The sequence below is a fragment of the Pseudomonas sp. DE0010 genome (assembly GCF_007680745.1).
In the GTDB taxonomy this organism is placed as follows: Bacteria; Pseudomonadota; Gammaproteobacteria; order Pseudomonadales; family Pseudomonadaceae; genus Aquipseudomonas; species Aquipseudomonas parafulva_B.
Map to the genome: position 1 here is coordinate 62,608 of NZ_VEJQ01000024.1, position 16,346 is coordinate 78,953.

General features: G+C 61.3%; 14 protein-coding genes and 1 pseudogene. 7 read left to right on the forward strand and 8 right to left on the reverse strand.

The features are described 5' to 3' along the window. Positions 1-122: 122 nt before the first annotated feature. The 4 genes and pseudogenes from FS767_RS17555 to FS767_RS17570 form a co-directional block, all read left to right on the forward strand. Positions 123-998 carry an urea transporter gene (locus tag FS767_RS17555; RefSeq protein WP_144967062.1) on the forward strand — a complete coding sequence of 292 codons (876 nt, stop codon included), beginning with the start codon at positions 123-125 and terminating at the stop codon, positions 996-998. Positions 999-1,042: 44 nt separating this feature from the next. Further along, positions 1,043-1,867 (forward strand): ion transporter, encoded by an 825-nt coding sequence (locus tag FS767_RS17560; protein ID WP_058605970.1) that lies wholly within the window; start codon positions 1,043-1,045, stop codon positions 1,865-1,867. Positions 1,868-2,072: 205 nt separating this feature from the next. After that, positions 2,073-3,071 (forward strand): sulfate ABC transporter substrate-binding protein, encoded by a 999-nt coding sequence (locus tag FS767_RS17565; RefSeq protein ID WP_144967063.1) that lies wholly within the window; start codon positions 2,073-2,075, stop codon positions 3,069-3,071. A gap of 618 nt (positions 3,072-3,689) precedes the next feature. Beyond that, positions 3,690-4,351, forward strand: a pseudogene (locus tag FS767_RS17570) (IS5 family transposase); the annotation flags it as partial. On the opposite strand, the gene FS767_RS17575 reads toward FS767_RS17570, so the two are convergent. Next, positions 4,347-5,159 carry a condensation domain-containing protein gene (locus tag FS767_RS17575; RefSeq protein WP_144967064.1) on the reverse strand — a complete coding sequence of 271 codons (813 nt, stop codon included), beginning with the start codon at positions 5,157-5,159 and terminating at the stop codon, positions 4,347-4,349. The pseudogene FS767_RS17570 and the gene FS767_RS17575 overlap by 5 nt on opposite strands. Positions 5,160-5,241: 82 nt before the next feature. After that, positions 5,242-6,753, reverse strand: coding sequence for an MFS transporter (locus FS767_RS17580; RefSeq protein ID WP_144967072.1), 1,512 nt, complete (start codon positions 6,751-6,753; stop codon positions 5,242-5,244). An 806-nt stretch (positions 6,754-7,559) separates the two neighbouring features. Between FS767_RS17580 and FS767_RS17585 the strand changes: the two genes are divergently transcribed. After that, positions 7,560-7,811, forward strand: a complete 252-nt coding sequence (locus tag FS767_RS17585; RefSeq protein WP_144967065.1) for a hypothetical protein — start codon at positions 7,560-7,562, stop codon at positions 7,809-7,811. A 148-nt stretch (positions 7,812-7,959) separates the two neighbouring features. Here FS767_RS17585 and FS767_RS17590 read toward each other — a convergent pair whose 3' ends face one another. Beyond that, complete coding sequence (locus tag FS767_RS17590) at positions 7,960-8,886, reverse strand: class I SAM-dependent methyltransferase (protein WP_144967066.1); 927 nt, start codon at positions 8,884-8,886, stop codon at positions 7,960-7,962. A gap of 501 nt (positions 8,887-9,387) precedes the next feature. Here FS767_RS17590 and FS767_RS17595 point away from each other — a divergent pair. Both FS767_RS17595 and FS767_RS17600 read left to right on the forward strand, forming a co-directional pair. Further along, the gene (locus tag FS767_RS17595) at positions 9,388-10,920 is read left to right on the forward strand and encodes an NCS1 family nucleobase:cation symporter-1 (RefSeq protein WP_058605967.1); all 1,533 of its coding nucleotides are present in this window, start codon (positions 9,388-9,390) and stop codon (positions 10,918-10,920) included. Positions 10,921-10,936: 16 nt separating this feature from the next. Continuing rightward, on the forward strand, positions 10,937-11,665 hold the full coding sequence (locus FS767_RS17600; RefSeq protein ID WP_058639837.1) for an aspartate/glutamate racemase family protein: 729 nt from the start codon (positions 10,937-10,939) through the stop codon (positions 11,663-11,665). A gap of 54 nt (positions 11,666-11,719) precedes the next feature. On the opposite strand, the gene FS767_RS17605 is transcribed toward FS767_RS17600, so the two are convergent. The 5 genes from FS767_RS17605 to FS767_RS17625 form a co-directional block, all read right to left on the reverse strand. Then, positions 11,720-12,913, reverse strand: coding sequence for a D-amino acid dehydrogenase (locus FS767_RS17605; protein ID WP_144967067.1), 1,194 nt, complete (start codon positions 12,911-12,913; stop codon positions 11,720-11,722). Between the two features lie 43 nt (positions 12,914-12,956). After that, positions 12,957-13,619, reverse strand: coding sequence for a histidine phosphatase family protein (locus FS767_RS17610; RefSeq protein ID WP_144967068.1), 663 nt, complete (start codon positions 13,617-13,619; stop codon positions 12,957-12,959). Positions 13,620-13,795: 176 nt separating this feature from the next. Next, the gene (locus FS767_RS17615) at positions 13,796-14,134 is read right to left on the reverse strand and encodes an FKBP-type peptidyl-prolyl cis-trans isomerase (protein ID WP_027915980.1); all 339 of its coding nucleotides are present in this window, start codon (positions 14,132-14,134) and stop codon (positions 13,796-13,798) included. 105 nt (positions 14,135-14,239) lie between these two features. Beyond that, positions 14,240-15,028 (reverse strand): PhzF family phenazine biosynthesis protein, encoded by a 789-nt coding sequence (locus FS767_RS17620; protein WP_144967069.1) that lies wholly within the window; start codon positions 15,026-15,028, stop codon positions 14,240-14,242. A 51-nt stretch (positions 15,029-15,079) separates the two neighbouring features. Further along, positions 15,080-16,018 carry a 2-hydroxyacid dehydrogenase gene (locus tag FS767_RS17625; RefSeq protein WP_144967070.1) on the reverse strand — a complete coding sequence of 313 codons (939 nt, stop codon included), beginning with the start codon at positions 16,016-16,018 and terminating at the stop codon, positions 15,080-15,082. Positions 16,019-16,346: the final 328 nt, after the last annotated feature.

Here is a 16,346-nt window from a genome sequence, read left to right on the forward strand (position 1 = left end):
GGGAGCGGGCTTGCCCCGCGAATGGAGGGCGCAGCCCTCCCCGAACACCGATGTACCAGACCTGCGGTCAATCGAGGCCCAAAGAGGCCCACCGCCCTTCCATCCACCTCACTGACTGCCCCATGTACACCAAAAATTTCGTAAACCCGTGCCCCGACTGGGCCACGGCGCTGCTCAACGGCTTCAGCCAGGTGCTGTTGCTGCGTAACCCCTTGTGCGGGCTATGCTGCCTGCTGGCGATCTTGTTGACCGCACCGGCGCTGCTGGGCGGCGCGCTGCTTGGCGCGCTGGCAGGCCTGCTGGCGGCACAGGCCCGCGGCTACGACCGCGCCGATCGACAGGCTGGGCTGTACAGCTACAACGGCGTGCTCATCGGTTTGTTGATCAGCGCTGTGCTGCCCTGGTCGATCATCCAGCCACCGCTGGTAATCGCTGCCGCCGGCCTGTCCAGCATCATCACCCACCAATGGCGCAAGCGGGGGGGCAAGCTGCTGGTCGCCTACACGGCGCCCTTCGTACTGCTGGGCTGGGGCACGTTGCTATTCGTGCAGACGGCTAGCGCACCCGTGGTGGTCGAGGCCGACCTGGCGAGTGCCCTGGCAAGAGGGGTCGGGCAGATTTTCCTGCTCGATCAACCCCTGGCCGGGCTGCTGATCATCGTCGGCCTATTGATCGCCAATCCGTATGCCTGTCTCTGGGCGGTCATAGGCTCTGCCGCGGGTGCAGGCCTGGCACTGCTCGTGGGTAATGCGCAGTCAGCATGGATGGGGCTGTATGGATTCAACGCAGCCCTGGCAGCCCTGGCCTTCAGCCGACAAGGGGAAAAACCCTGGGTCACGCTGCTGGCCATCGGCCTGGCGCTGGCGTTGCAGCCGCTTTTGAGCAGGCTGCCGGTCCCGGCGCTCACGGCACCCTTCGTCGCCGCCTGCTGGCTCATCCACTTCGGTCGTCACCTGAAGCTTGGCAAACGCCAGTCACCGGGGCGCTTGCATAGCTGAAAGGCACCCCATAGGCTCAGCCGACTTCACGATGGACAGAGCCAATGAACAAACCTGCAAGCCTGCGCGAGCGGCTTTACGTGATCGTCTTCCAGAGCGATACCGTGGCCGGAAGACGCTTCGACAAGACCCTGTTGCTGATCATCCTGGCCAGCCTGGTCACGGTCATCCTGGACAGCATCGACGAGGTGCATCGCGGGTACGGGGGCCTGCTGGCCGCGATCGAATGGGGCTTTACCGCCATTTTCCTGTGCGAATACCTGACACGGTTGTACTGCTCGCCCCGGCCCTTGCGCTACGCGTTCAGCTTCTACGGCCTGGTGGATCTGCTGGCGATCGTGCCGGGCATCATCGCGCTTTACTACAGCGACGCGCAGTACCTGCTGATCGTGAGGGTCATCCGCATGTTGCGGATCTTCCGTGTGCTCAAGCTCAGCCCGTACCTCAAGCAGGCCAATTACCTGCTCGATGCCCTGCGCGGCAGCAAGCAGAAGATCATCGTGTTTCTGGTCAGCGTTTCGACGCTGGTCACCGTGTTCGGCACCCTCATGTATGTGATCGAAGGCCCGGAACATGGCTTCACGAGCATTCCCAAGGGGATCTACTGGGCCATCGTCACGCTGACCACGGTCGGGTTCGGCGATATCGTGCCCAGAACGCCATTGGGCCAGGTGCTGTCTTCACTGGTGATGATCATCGGCTACTCGATCATCGCGGTGCCGACCGGGATCTTTACGGCCGAGCTCGCCAATGCCATGCGTGGAGAACAACTGCAGCACGCCTGCCCGACCTGCAGCAAGAAATCCCATGAAAGTGGCGCGGCGTTTTGTGCCCGGTGTGGCAATGCGTTGTTCCCGAAATCCGGTTGACTAAGGCGCCCCTGACGATCTGAAGGGCTCGCTCACCTTGAAGGCTGAGCGAGTCATTAAGTGGGCAAAGCCCCTGGACAACTGCCAGAACCGCCAATTGGCCAGCGCATATAAGCAAAGACGCATTGATTCTTTAATACCTGAAGAACAAGACGCTATAGTCGCTGGCAAATTGCCCAACATTCATACCCATAAGGAATGCGTCGTGAAAAAGTTCTTCACCGTCTCGCTGGCCGCCGCCAGCCTGGCCTTCGGCACCCTGGCCCACGCTGCCCCGACCTTGCTGAACGTTTCCTACGACGTGATGCGTGACTTCTACAAGGATTACAACCCCGCCTTCCAGAAGCACTGGGAGGCCGAGCATAACGAGAAGGTCAATGTGCAGATGTCCTTCGGTGGCTCGAGCAAACAGGCGCGCGCGGTGATCGATGGCCTGCCGGCCGACGTGATCACCATGAACATGGCCACCGACATCAATGCCTTGGTCGACAACGGCAAATTGATCCCTGACAACTGGGTCACGCGCCTGCCGAACAACAGTGCGCCGTTCACCTCTGCCACGGTGTTCATCGTGCGCAAAGGCAACCCCAAGGCATTGAAAGACTGGCCCGACCTGCTCAAGGATGGCGTACAGGTCATCGTACCCAACCCCAAGACCTCGGGTAACGGCCGTTACACCTACCTGTCGGCGTGGGGCTATGTGCTCAAGCAAGGCGGTGACGAGAACAAGGCGCGCGCGTTCGTCGGCAAGCTGTTCAAGCAGGCGCCGGTGCTCGACACCGGTGGTCGCGCCGCCACCACCACGTTCATGACCAACCAGATTGGCGATGTGCTGGTGACGTTCGAGAACGAAGCCGAAATGATCGCCCGCGAATTCGGTCGCGATCAGTTCGAGGTGGTTTACCCAAGCGTGTCGGCCGAAGCCGAGCCGCCGGTGAGCGTGGTCGATAAAGTCGTCGCCCGCAAAGGCACTCAGGCGGTGGCCGAGGAATACCTGAAATACCTGTGGTCCCCGGCCGCCCAGGAACTCGCCGCCCAGAACTACTTGCGCCCACGCGATGCGACTGTGTTGGCCAAGTACACCGACCGTTTCCCCAAGGTTGAATTCCTCTCGGTCGAGAAGACCTTTGGTGACTGGCGCACCGTGCAAAAGACCCACTTCAATGATGGTGGGGTGTTTGACCAGGTCTATACCAACCAATAACTGTCGGCCGTGACGGGGCTTCTAGCCTAATGCCAGTCAGTCAAGCTGACTGGCATTTTCATCATCGGGTCAAGCATTAAGCTGGTCGTCGCTTCCCTTCTCCGAGGCGCTGGGTGCCACGAGTGGCCGCTTGCCGGGCGGCATGATATACATGTGATTAACGACATCCCACGCCGGCACCCGCCGGAATAGCACTATGCCGATTATGCATAACACCAGATTTAAGCGAGAGACGGCGTTTGCGGAAGGTCGAAACACTGCGGCTTCAAAAACCTGCTTTACAATGTTCGGATCAAGCAAAGCACCTAGCTCCTTAAGAGCATTTGGCCTTAATGCCATTCGGAGTGGCAGACAGCGCTTTTGCTTGGCGCATGTTAAAACTGATAACTTTTCCCCAAGTATTCGGATTTTGCACCCTAGGGGATAAAGCTCAATGCATCAGCCTAAACTCACTGGCATTAGCTTCTAGGCTCTGTACGAAATCCCGAGAAACCCAATCGCCGCGCCTTGAGTGCTGAGATTTTGTAGAGCCCCCCGCCATCGACGGAAAGGAATTCTGTGATGGCAAAGCGTTACGAACTCTCGGACGAGGCCTGAGGCGTAGTCTCCGATCTCTTTATGCAAACTCATGGCCGAGGGCGGCCGCGCTTGAGCGATCGCCTGATGCTTGATGGCGTGCTCTGGGTGCTCTGCTCGGGTGCTGCGTGGCGAGATATGCCGGAGCGTTTCGGCCCGTGGTCAACGGTGTATCAACGGTTTCGGGGCTGGCGAAATCAGGGGGCGTTCGATCAGATGCTCAAACGCCTGCACCTGGGATTGAATGAGCAAGGCTTGATCGACCTACAAACCTGGATGATCGACTCCACCGCAATACGCGCAACCCGAGCCTCTTCTGGCGCCGGGAAAAAAGAGGGCCTAACGAGCCTGCCGATCACGCTTTAGGCCGCAGTCGCGGCGGCCTGACCACCAAAATTCACATGCTCTGCGACGCCAACGGGACACCGTTGCGCTTCCTTCTCTCTGGCGGTCAAGCCAGTGACATCAGCTACGCGCAGCCACTGCTGGACGAAGTCAGCATTCCAACGAGCCAACGTGGCCGCCCGCGCAAACGCTGTAAATGGCTGCTTGCTGACAAGGGCTACGACGCCAAAGCGCTACGCCGTTACTGCGACCAATATCGAATGCAGCCCGTCATCCCACTGCGGTCAATGAAGCGCAAACCCAAGCCTGGTTTACCCAGGCTGTTTGATCGACCAAAGTACCGACAGCGCAACATCATCGGCTGACCCACATCATCAGCGCTACCGAGCCGTGAGCCTGGATTTGGCTCAGCACTTGCAGCCAGCAACCGAGCATGTAGTCGCTAAAGCTCACCTGCCACTCGGCCGCGCATCGACGTAGCTCATCCACGGCCTCAGGTTCCAACTGCAGGCAGTGCCGCACGAGGGTATGCTCCAGGACCTTGCCAGCCTGTTCTCCTGCCGCCTGGTCGAGTACCCCGACAAGTGCCGGGGCGCCGAGCGCTGGCGACACCTCGGCGGGCAGTGCCCGGTAGCACTGGGCAAGTTCCTGTGCGAAAGCCGGATAACTGTCGCAGGCCTCGTCGTCGAGCGGGCAGCCCTGCATCAAGGCGCGATAGGCCCTGGAAAGGTCCCGCCAGAGTATCCGGCTAGAGATGCCATCGCAGACCAGGTGATGGAAGATAAGCACCAGGCGCTGGTCCTCGGCCTGGTCGGCATCATGCAGGATGTACCTCAGCAAGGGAGGGACCAGGGTCGAGGTCGCGAGCAGTGCGTTGACGCTGGCCTGGGCCTGTGCATCAGGCAACACCCCGGGTGCGGCGGCAACTACCTGTAACGCCTGATCCACGGGAAATTCGTCCACAGTAAGAAAGTCCATGCGCCATTCGCCTTCGCTGCGCGTGAAACAGCCGCGAAGTGCCGGATACTTCTTCACGACAAACCGGACGGCCTCACGCAGATGATCAGCATAAAGATGCTCCTGCGGTATCAGGACGTCACCGACATAACGCTGTTCCAGATGCGAGGCCGCACGCTGATCATACAATTGCCCCAACAATAGGCGCATGCCATCCTTCCAAATTTAAAGCAGCACAAATCCGGGCCTGGAACTAACCGAACAGTTCCGAGCCAAGCATTATTTGACTGAATTAAGAAGAAACTTGCTGTTCGGCAGAGGCTGTCGGATACCTTCGAAAGTTTACAAACACCAACAGTGCGATCACCACCAGCACCCCCACGGTGGCCATCATTACCGATGACACCGCCTGGTCGAACGCCAATCGCGCATTCATCGCGATTTCCTGCCCCAGCGGTGCGGGCATCTGCGCGGCAGCAGCCAGCGCGCTGTCGATCCCGTCCTGCAGGCGCACCGCGTCGGCGGCCTGCTCGGGCACTACTAGGGAGCGGCTGTATACCACCGACATCAGGCTACCCATGAAGGCGATGCCCAACCCCCCTCCCAACTCGTAGGAAATTTCCTCGGCCGAAGCGGCCATACCCGCTCGCTCCGGCGGCGCGCTGGCCATGATGGTGGTGGACGCCCCGGTCATGCTCGCCCCTACGCAAGCGCCCATGACGAACAGTAGCAGCAGTTGCAGGGCGACCGAATGGCTGAAACTGTACATGAACAGGCCAATGGCACCGGCGTAGATCAAAAGTGCAAGCACCAGGAACCGGTCACAGCGAACCCTGGGCAGCAACCAGCCGCTCAACGGACCTGCCACGATCGCACCCACAGAAAGGGGCAGGAAATACAGGCCGGTCTCGAGCGGAGATAGCCCGACCACCAATTGCAGGCGCTGGCTCAGTACCAGGTTGATGCCCATCAGGCAGCCGGCCGCGGCCAGGCTGGCGATGACCGCGGAAGAGAACGCGGGGCTGCGGAAAATCTGCAGGTCGATCAACGGAAAACCGCGCTTGCGCTGCCCGCGCACGAACAACCAGCCGAAGCCCGCGCAGACGACCAACGCCCCCAGCGCCGCTGCCAGCGAGGGCTCGGGCTTGGCGAATTCCTTGATCAGGTACGCCAGGCTGATGAGCCCTACCATTGCCTGCAGGGAACCAAGCAAGTCCCATGGGCCGGCGTTGGCCTGCGGCGTGTTCCTGATCAGGAGCAAGGACAGCACCAAGGCCACCAGCACGATGGGCACGTTGATCAGGAATACCGAGCCCCACCAGAAATGCTCGAGCAGCGCCCCCCCTATCAGCGGGCCTACCGCTGCTCCACCGGAAGCCACGGCCGTCCAGACGCCAATGGCCAAACCGCGCTCACGCTCATCCTCGAAGGTCAGGCTGATGATCGCCAGCGTGGCTGGCATCATGGCCGCCGCACCGACGCCCAGTGCCCCCCTGGCCAGGATGAGCAGCGCGGAGGATGGCGCGAATGCCGCTAGAAGCGACGCCGCCCCGAACAGCGCAAGGCCCACCACGAACAGGCGCTGGTGACCGATACGATCACCCAAAGTGCCGGCGCCTAGCAATAGGCCAGCAACTACCAAGGGATACATATTGATGATCCACAGTTTTTCGGAGGTAGATGCCCCAAGCGCATGGGTGAGTGTGGGCAAGGCGATGTAAAGGACCGTCATATCGATCGCAACTAATAGCAACGCGAAGGACAGGACGGCCAACACGAGCCATCGCTGGTAATTGTTAAACATTGGCATTCCCCCTGCCTTGATCAAGCCGACCGCTGATTGTCAGCGCCGCCAAATAGGAACTCGGATCCTAGTAGACGGCCAACTACATTGCAAAACTTCAGATATAAAAAATTGTAAAATACTTGATCTTCATGCAATAAAGATTAAATAAGACATTATATCTGTAAGATAGCTCTTACAGTGAAGGTTCAATAATGGCGTACTTACAATACAGCTTCATCATCTTGAGTACTCCTTCCCGCAGCATCTGAAACATCAGGCGGACTTCCTTGCAGCCCGGCGAAGGCCTACACGGGCGCATGCAAGGACAGCTCTTCGATCAGCACATGCGGCCCGATGCCTAGGTTGTTAGCACAGGTCAGTAAAATGCCGAACAGCTGGGAATCGCGCCAGTTGGACAACAGCATGCCCTTCACCTCAGCTCTTTAAAGGGATGCGCCGACATTCCATCGAAATCTTTCCCTTGCGAATCAGTTCCTTGAGCAACCGAGCCCTGCTCACCTCGGACCAAGGAGTACGCCAGTGCTGCATTTTCTTTCTACCCTGATGCTCGGCTGCCGAGCCCCCACCTATGGCGCTGATCCCACCCTCATTAAAGGACAACCCGCAGAACCCTAACCGGTATTGCAAGGTGGACTGCTTGGCGCTCTGGCAGACGGTCTGGACGGCGCCGAGCAGGGGCTGGACCTAGCCCTCCACTTGATGAATGCCTGGCGCTTGCGTACCGACCGCGCAGTCAAGGAAGTCAAGCGCCTGGGCAACCGCTTTCGGCCCCCGACTCGCTGCTACTGGCCGGTAACTTCCTGATGCTCACCCTCGCGTGGGCTGCCAGCTTATCAATATTCACCACCTTCGGCCGTTCGGCCGCCAAACGCACTGCAGGCACGCCCTGCCTGGTGAACCTGCTCGATGCTGGACACGGGCGCGACGCCGTGGCCACGGACCTTTTCGCCAACTTCATCTTCGCCAGCCTGGTGATTCGATGGCGCTGCGCGGTCGCGTCTCTGATCAGCAAGCGCACTTACAAAGACCGCGTGCAGCATTGCGCCATGCAGTAAACCCTGTAGATATTCTCGGTGCTGTGGTATTTGCCGATCCTGCTGACGATCTTGGTATCTGCCCACACCTAAACGGACATTTCTTCAGTTGCCGTGCACAGTAAACGCCCCGCACGACTGTGGTCCCTATGACGGACCGCCCGCCCCATCAACCCAACCGAAACACCAACGCCTTCAACCCCCCAGCCGGATCCACATCCGGAAACTCGGGCGGGTTCTGCAGGCGTTCGACGAAGGCAAGGCCGGGCGCGTGCTCGGCCATGCCCTCGATCAGAAACTCAGGCCCGATGCCCGGGTCGTTCACACAGGCCAACACCGTCCCACCTTCATTCAACAGCTCAGGCAAGCGCCGCAGGATCTTCGCGTAGTCCTGGGTCAGCACGAAGCTACCGCGCTGGAACGTAGGCGGATCGATGATGATCAGATCGTAAGGCCCGTATTTGCGCACCTTGCCCCACGACTTGAACAGCTCATGGCCCAGGTAGGCCACCCGGGACGGGTCGTGCTGGTTAAGGCGGTGGTTCTCGCGCCCTCGGGACAGTGCCGATTTGGCCATGTCCAGGTTCACCACCTGCTCGGCGCCACCTGCAATCGCCGCCACCGAAAAACCACAGGTGTAGGCAAACAGGTTCAGCACGCGCTGCCCCTTGGCCTGGGCACGCACCCACTGGCGACCAAGGCGCATGTCCAGGAACAGGCCATTGTTCTGGCGTACCCCCAGGTCCAGCAGGTAGGTCAGCCCGTCCTCGATCACTTCACGTTGCTGACACGGCTCGCCCACCAGCCATTGACCGGGGCTGTCGGGCAGGTAGCGGTGTTGCAGCAGGATCGCCTGGCCTGTCCACTGCTCAAGGCGCGACAGTCGCAACAGCATCGCCTCAAGCTCTGCCAATTGTCCTTCCGGGGGCTCACGGAACAAGGCGACCGACAACACGCCTTGAAGCCAGTCCACCGTGATCTGCTCAAGGCCAGGCCAGCAACGGCCACGACCGTGGAAAAGACGACGGGTTTCTTCAGGGGCGGGGTTCAGGGCGGCAAGCAGATGCTGCTCAAGGGCGGCAATCGGAGAGGTCATGTCAGGTCACATCGGTAAGCGGAGGCGTATTTTACATGGCAAGGCCGCGAAGGTGAGCCACCCAGGATTGTCTATTTTTTGTACACACTAATGTCACCTTAAGTGCCATTTTTGTGTGCACTTGCACCAATTAGGCCTCGATGTGTTACATGAAGCGCCCACTTAATGCTGACCAACTGATCAACTAAGCCCATGAATTCAAACAATTATTGACTTTATGGTCAGTTTAAAAGCCTGATTTTTCAGCTTGTTACCCAAATCCATCCGCTTCCTGAAGAATAACCGTAGCGAGGCGCAACTCGAGCTGGCATGGAACTGGCTTTCCTGTGCCTGTGTTTTGTATACAAGTTTCACTGAACATAAATACACAAGAACCCGCGACGCCGATTGACCGTCGGCCGCCGCGCCCAGAACCCCGAGATGCCAACGCTGCACCGACGAGATGGCGAGCCCGTGCGCTGCCCGCTCATCGCAGTCAACGTGCATCAGGAGCCCGCCGGAATGAGTAGCAGCCTCAACCTTGCCCCTGAACTATCCGTCGCCAGCACCCAGACCCACCCAACCCCGGCCGACACGATGCCGGACATGGCACTAAGCCCCCGCCTGCACAACCGGGACCTGGCCCCCACGCGCATCGCCGGACGCCGCTGGGGCCGTTACAGCATCTTCGCGCTGTGGACCAACGATGTGCACAACATCGCCAACTATTCATTCGCCATGGGCCTGTTCGCCCTGGGCCTGGGCGGCTGGCAGATATTGCTGTCGTTGGCCATTGGCGCGGCCCTGGTGTACTTCTTCATGAACCTGTCGGGCTACATGGGGCAGAAAACCGGCGTACCCTTCCCGGTCATCAGCCGCATCGCCTTCGGCATTCACGGCGCGCAGATCCCGGCGCTGATACGTGCGGTCATCGCCATCGCCTGGTTCGGCATCCAGACCTACCTGGCCTCGGTGGTCCTGCGCGTGCTGCTCAGCGCCGTCTGGCCGCAAATGGCAGCCTATGACCACGACAGCATCCTTGGCCTTTCGAGCCTAGGCTGGGCCTGTTTCGTGGCTATCTGGCTGGTGCAACTGGTGATCCTCGCCTACGGCATGGAGATGGTGCGTCGCTACGAAGCCTTTGCAGGCCCTGTCATCCTGGTAACGGTCGCGGCACTGGCGGTGTTCATGTACTTCAAGGCCGATACCCGCATCGCCTGGTCGGTGGCAGAGCCCCTGAGCGGCTACGAGATGTGGCGTAACATCTTTGCCGGCGGTGCCTTGTGGCTGGCCATCTACGGCACGCTGGTGCTCAACTTCTGCGACTTCGCCCGCTCCTCGCCGTGCCGCAAGACCATTCGCGTCGGCAATTTCTGGGGCCTGCCGGTGAACATCCTGGTGTTTGCCGTGATTACCGTCGTGCTGTGCGGTGCTCAATTCAAGATCAACGGCCAGATCATCGACAGCCCCACCCAGATCGTGGCAGCCATTCCTAACACCACCTTCCTGGTGCTGGGCTGCCTGTCGTTCCTGATCGTCACGGTCGCGGTCAATATCATGGCCAACTTCGTGGCGCCGGCCTTCGTGCTCAGCAACCTGGCACCGCGTCACCTCAACTTCCGCCGCGCGGGGCTGATCAGCGCCACGCTGGCGGTGCTGATCCTGCCGTGGAACCTGTACAACAGCCCCTTGGTGATCGTCTACTTCCTCTCCGGCCTGGGTGCATTGCTGGGCCCGTTGTACGGGGTGATCATGTCCGACTACTGGCTGCTGCGCAAAGGCTGCATCAACGTCCCGCAGCTCTACAGCGAAGACCCGGCCGGCGCGTATCACTACACCAAGGGCATCAACCTGCGCGCGGTCGCGGCGTTCGTGCCGGCGGCCCTGCTGGCCATCGTGCTGGCCCTGGTCCCCAACTTCCACAGCGTCGCGCCGTTCTCGTGGCTGATCGGGGCTGGCATCGCCGCCGCCCTGTACCTGTTGATCGCGCCGCGCAACCGTCATTACCACGACGTCAGCGGCGAATGCATCGCCGTCGACCACAGCAGCCACTGAACAAGGAGGACTGCCCATGCGAATCCTGATTGCCAACGTCAACACCACCGAAGCCATCACCGAGGCCATCGCCGAGCAGGCCCGCGCCGTGGCGGCGCCGGGCACCGAGATCATCGGCCTGACGCCGTGGTTCGGCGCAGAATCGGTGGAGGGCAACTTCGAGAGTTACCTGGCCGCTATCGCCGTGATGGATCGGGTACTGGCCTATGAGGGTCCCTATGATGCCGTGATCCAGGCCGGTTATGGCGAGCACGGCCGTGAAGGCTTGCAGGAGCTGCTGAACGTGCCGGTGGTGGACATCACCGATGCCGCCGCCAGTACCGCCATGTACCTGGGCCACGCTTACTCGGTGGTCACCACCCTGGACCGTACCGTGCCCTTGATCGAGGACCGCCTCAAACTCTCCGGGCTCTACGATCGGTGCGCCTCGGTACGCGCCAGCGGCCTGGCGGTGCTGGAGCTCGAGGCCGATCCGCAGCGGGCCGTCGAGGCCATCGTCGAGCAGGCCGAACGGGCCGTACGCGATGACAAGGCCGAGGTCATCTGCCTGGGATGCGGAGGCATGGCTGGGCTGGACGAGCAGATCCGCCAGCGCACTGGGGTACCGGTGGTCGATGGGGTCAGCGCGGCGGTGACCATCGCCGAGTCGCTGGTGCGCCTGGGTCTGAGTACGTCCAAGGTCCGCACCTACGCGACCCCTCGGGCAAAGAAGGTCATAGGCTGGCCGATGCGGCTCGGCCGCTAGGGCACCACGGCGCAACCTGCGCGGGATCGGCAACCGACCCCGCGCAGGGCCTGCTTAATCGATCATTCTGGCCAGCCGCTGGCCACTGCCGCAGGCCAGGGTGAAGCCCAGCGCGCCATGGCCAAGGTTGAGCCAAAGGTTGCGATAAGGCGTTGCGCCGATGATCGGCACACCGGTGGGCGTCGCCGGTCGCATGCCGGCCCACTCCACCGCGTGGGCATAATCGGCGGCGTGGGGCAGTGTCTCCAGCGCCAGGCGTCGCATGCTCTGCAACCGGCGCTTGTCCAGCGCCTCGTCCTGCCCCACGATGTCCACCATGGCCGCAACGCGCAGTTGCCGATCCAGCCGGGCATAGACGATCTTGCGCTCGTAGTCCGTCAGGCTGATTTCAGGCGCACGCTGCCCTGATGCTAGCGGCGCAGTCAGGCTGTACCCTTTGAGTGGATAGATCGGAATGTTCACCCCTGGCACCTTCAACGCAGCGCTGCGGTAACCGGCGCACAGCACCAACTGATCGACTGCCAGTTCTTCGTGGCCAAGGCGCAGCGCTACCACCTGATGCCCACGGTGAAGCAGCTGGGTCACCGGCTGACCGAGCCGGAACCGGCATTGGCCAGAGGCTTGCAGCGCGGCGGCCAGGCGCAGGCAGAAGGCATGGCAGTCGCCCACCTCTTCGTCCGGGGTGAATACGCCACCTACGAAGGGCGACTCCTGCAGCGCAGGTTCCAGTGCCCGCAGCTCAGCAGCGCCCAGTACCTGCTGGTGATCAGGATCGGTCAGTTGCAGACGGCTGCGCTTGAACTGGGACTCGCTGCGAAACGCTACAAGCTTGCCATTGCGGCGCCAGGCAAAGTCGCCGAGGTCCTGGACTTGGCGCCACTGGGCCAACACCGCCTGGCTGTGCAGGGCAAGGTCAAGCAAGACGGCGGCGTTGCGCCGGTTGACGCTGCGTCGACATGCCAGGGTAAAGGCCAACAGCCAGCGCCACTGCGCCGGGTCCAGACGCAGGCGCAGACGCAGCGGGGAATCGCCCTGCAGCAACCACCCCAGCGCCTGCCACGGCACGCCCGCATCAGCCAGTGGCGCGACGTAGCGGTAGGACAATTGACCGCCATTGGCAAAGCTGGTGGCCGCCCCCAAGGTGTCGTGGGCCTCGATCAATTCCACGCAATGGCCTTCCTGCACGAGCGCATAGGCCGTAGCCAGCCCGACCACGCCGCCCCCTATCACCGTCACCTGCCCCTTCATCGTTCATCCCTGTTCAGCATCCTGGCTCAACAGTACCAGCGGATCAGGTCGGGCAGCTATGCTCACCGTCATCGAGCCCCTGACGCACGTTACGACTGCGCAGGCTGGCCTTGCCATCGTGCCAGTCCAGGGTCAGGACATAGAGGGTGTCGAAATCCCCATCCTGCCAATCCTCGGTGATGACATGCTCCTTGCCGACAGCCTTCTCCGCGACGGTATTGATCAGGTCCGGCAGGTAGCCGTGAGACCACGCGGTATAGATGGTCGCGTTACGGTACTTGCTGCTGAGCAGTTCGTCGGCCAGGTCATCGGTGTCGTTGGCGCTGTAGTCGATGTTGACCGGCAGGCCAAGGCGAATGGCACTGGGGCTGATGGTCATGAGCGGACGCAGGTAGCTGTAGCTTTGATCATCGGCGCCCTCCTCCACGTGCCGGGACGGGTTGGCGGCAAACACGTAATCGGCCTTGCCGAAACGTTCGGGTAAAACCGTGGCCAGGTCCAGTGCACGGTTCAGGCCCTGGCAGTTCAATTGGCCTAAGCCTTCACCGGGTTTTTCGGCATGGCGCAGAAACACCAGGGTCTGGGTGCCATCGACCGGTTGCGCGCGGCTCTCGACGGCATCCAGCGCCAGCGGTACGCCTACGGCGGTCAGGGCCAGGCCCAGCAACCAATGACGGCGACGATGCAGGTGTGGAATCAACTTCATCAATGCAGGCTCGTGTGACAAACGGGTCACCCGCGCATCGCCCGGACGGGCACAGAGCGCCTTTTGCAGTGAGTGCCTTCCTTGACGACGGGTTCGGTTCAGAGTGCCGAAAACCGGTTTTGTTCCCCGCTGCCAGGGTGCCAGGCGTCTGGCACGGGCATTACGGGGCCGTCCTGTCAGTCGTCGCGCGTCAGCACTTCAAGCAGCTCGATTTCGAACGCAAGGTCCGAATCAGGTGGAATCGATCCGACGCTACGCGCCCCGTAGCCCAAGTGCGCCGGCACCAACAGCTTGCGCTTGCCGCCAACGCGCATACCCATGATGCCCTGGTCCCACCCCTTGATAACGCGCCCGGTACCAATCACGCATTGAAACGGCTTGCCGCGTGACCAGGAGGAGTCGAACTCGGTGCCATCGGCCAGCCATCCGGTGTATTGGGTAGTGATCAGGGCACCTTTGACGGCCGCTTTGCCGTCACCCTCGACCAGGTCGATGATCTGCAGTTCTTGGTTCATGCGCAGGCTCCAGCCGCTACGAAAATGCCGTCCTTTTCGCAGCATTGCCAGGATTTGGCAAGCCTTGGTGTCGGCTCGCGCATTGTCCGTGACGACAGGGCCGTCCTATAGGTAGACGGTACCGCGCATGAACAACGCCGCCCGCCCACTGATGATCACCCGGCCATTGCCCGGCAGCACGCAGCGCAGCTGGCCCTTGCGCGCACCGCCCTGCTCGCACTCAAGCGACTGCTTGCCTAGCCGTTGTGCCCAGATCGGTGCGAGCGAGGTATGGGCCGAACCGGTCACCGGGTCTTCATTGACCCCCACGCGTGGCCCGAACCAGCGCGTTACGAAATCGAACCCACGCCCCGCCGCCGTCACGGCGATGCCGCGCACGTCAAAGCCGGCCAGCGCGACAAAATCTGGCGTGAGGGTGTCGAGCAACCCAGGGTCATCGACCACCACCACGTAGTCGTCGCTGCGATATACCGCCAACGCCTGGTGCAGGCCCAACGCCTGCAGCAGGCCGGCTGGCACTGGCTGGGCCTCTGGTTGGCGAGCAGGGAAATCCATGGCCAGCAGGCCGTCCGCTTGACGAGTTACCCGCAGTTCACCGCTGCGGGTATTGAAGCGCAGCACCTGCGCCGGTTCATTGAGGTGTTCGAACAACACGTAGGCCGAGGCCAGCGTGGCGTGGCCGCACAAGTCCACTTCCACGGTGGGCGTGAACCAGCGCAGGTCGAACGCCTCGCCGTTGCGTACGAAATACGCCGTTTCGGAAAGGTTGTTTTCCTCGGCGATGCGCTGCAGCACGGCATCGGGTAGCCAGTGATCGAGCGGGATGACCGCAGCCGGGTTGCCGCCGAAGGGTTCGGCACTGAAGGCGTCGACCTGGAAGATTTCAAGTTGCATGGATACGCTCCTTGTTGCCTGCCCTTGTGCAGGCACTTGGCAGTGTGAGGCTTAGTGAAGCACTGGTGTCAGCACTGGCTTGCCGGCGAAAAAAGCATCGAGGTTACGCAGCACCAACGTCACCGTGGCTTCTGCCGCTTCTGGCGATTGTCCGGCGACATGGGGCGTCAATACCGTGTTCGACAGCGACTTGAGGGTGTCGGGAACGTCAGGTTCCTCATCGAACACGTCCAGGGCCGCACCGGCCAATTGCCCGCCCCGCAGTGCCTGGGTCAGCGCCTGGGTATCGACGACGCTGGCCCGCGCGATGTTGACCAGGTAGCCCTGGGGGCCGAGTGCGTGCAGCACCTGTGCATCCACCAGGTGGCGTGTATCGGCGCCGCCGGGTGTGGCGACCACGAGAATATCGACTGCCCCGGCCAGGGCCAGGACGCTGTCATAGCCGGTGTAGGGCAATGCCGGACGTGGTGTTCGGTTGTAGTAGCTTATGGGCATGTCGAACCCTTGATGCGCGCGCTTGGCGATGGCCCGGCCAACGGCGCCCATGCCCAGAATGCCCAGGCGTTTGCCAGTGACCGATGGGCTGATCACGCGCTGCCATTGGCCGCGCCGGGTACTGGCGTCGGCTTGTGGGATGTTGCGCAGCAGGGCCAGGAGCATGGCCATGGCGTGATCGGCTACGGCATCGGCGTTGGCGCCGGCGCCGTTGGTGACGGTGATGTGGCGGGCGTGGGCCGCTTGCAGGTCGACCTGCTCGTAGCCGGCGCCGATGACGCAGATGATCTGCAGGTTGGGCAGTGCGTCGATTTCCTGGGCGGTCAGGCCGAGGGGGCCGCGGGTGAGGACGGCGTCGATGCGGGGGCCGTTTTGCTCGATGGCTTGGGCGCGCAGGTCGGGGGTTTGGGCGAGGATCAGGTGGTAGCCGGCGTTGGTCAGCAGGGGTAGGTAGGTGTCTACGGTTTCGACCAGGACCAGGATTGTCTTGTGCATGGTGCCTCCGGGTGGGTTGGGGATTATGCGGAGGGGGTGGGTGGTACAGTCAATGGGTATTGTCGGTGGGGACTTTATGGGAGGTGGGAGTGGGGTTTGTGGGCGGGCGCTTAGTAGTCACCCGGATTTTGAATCAAACTCGGCGGGATTTGAACTTTGAACTTTGAACTTTGAACTTTGAACTTTGAACTTTGAACTTTGAACTTTGAGTATAAGTGTGGGCATTTATATTGAGTTGGTATTCAATAGTTAGGGTGGCGCACAGTCACCTTTCCGCCCTTACGGCGGCTCACTTTTTGTCTTGTCAAAAAGTGAGCAAAAACCGCCT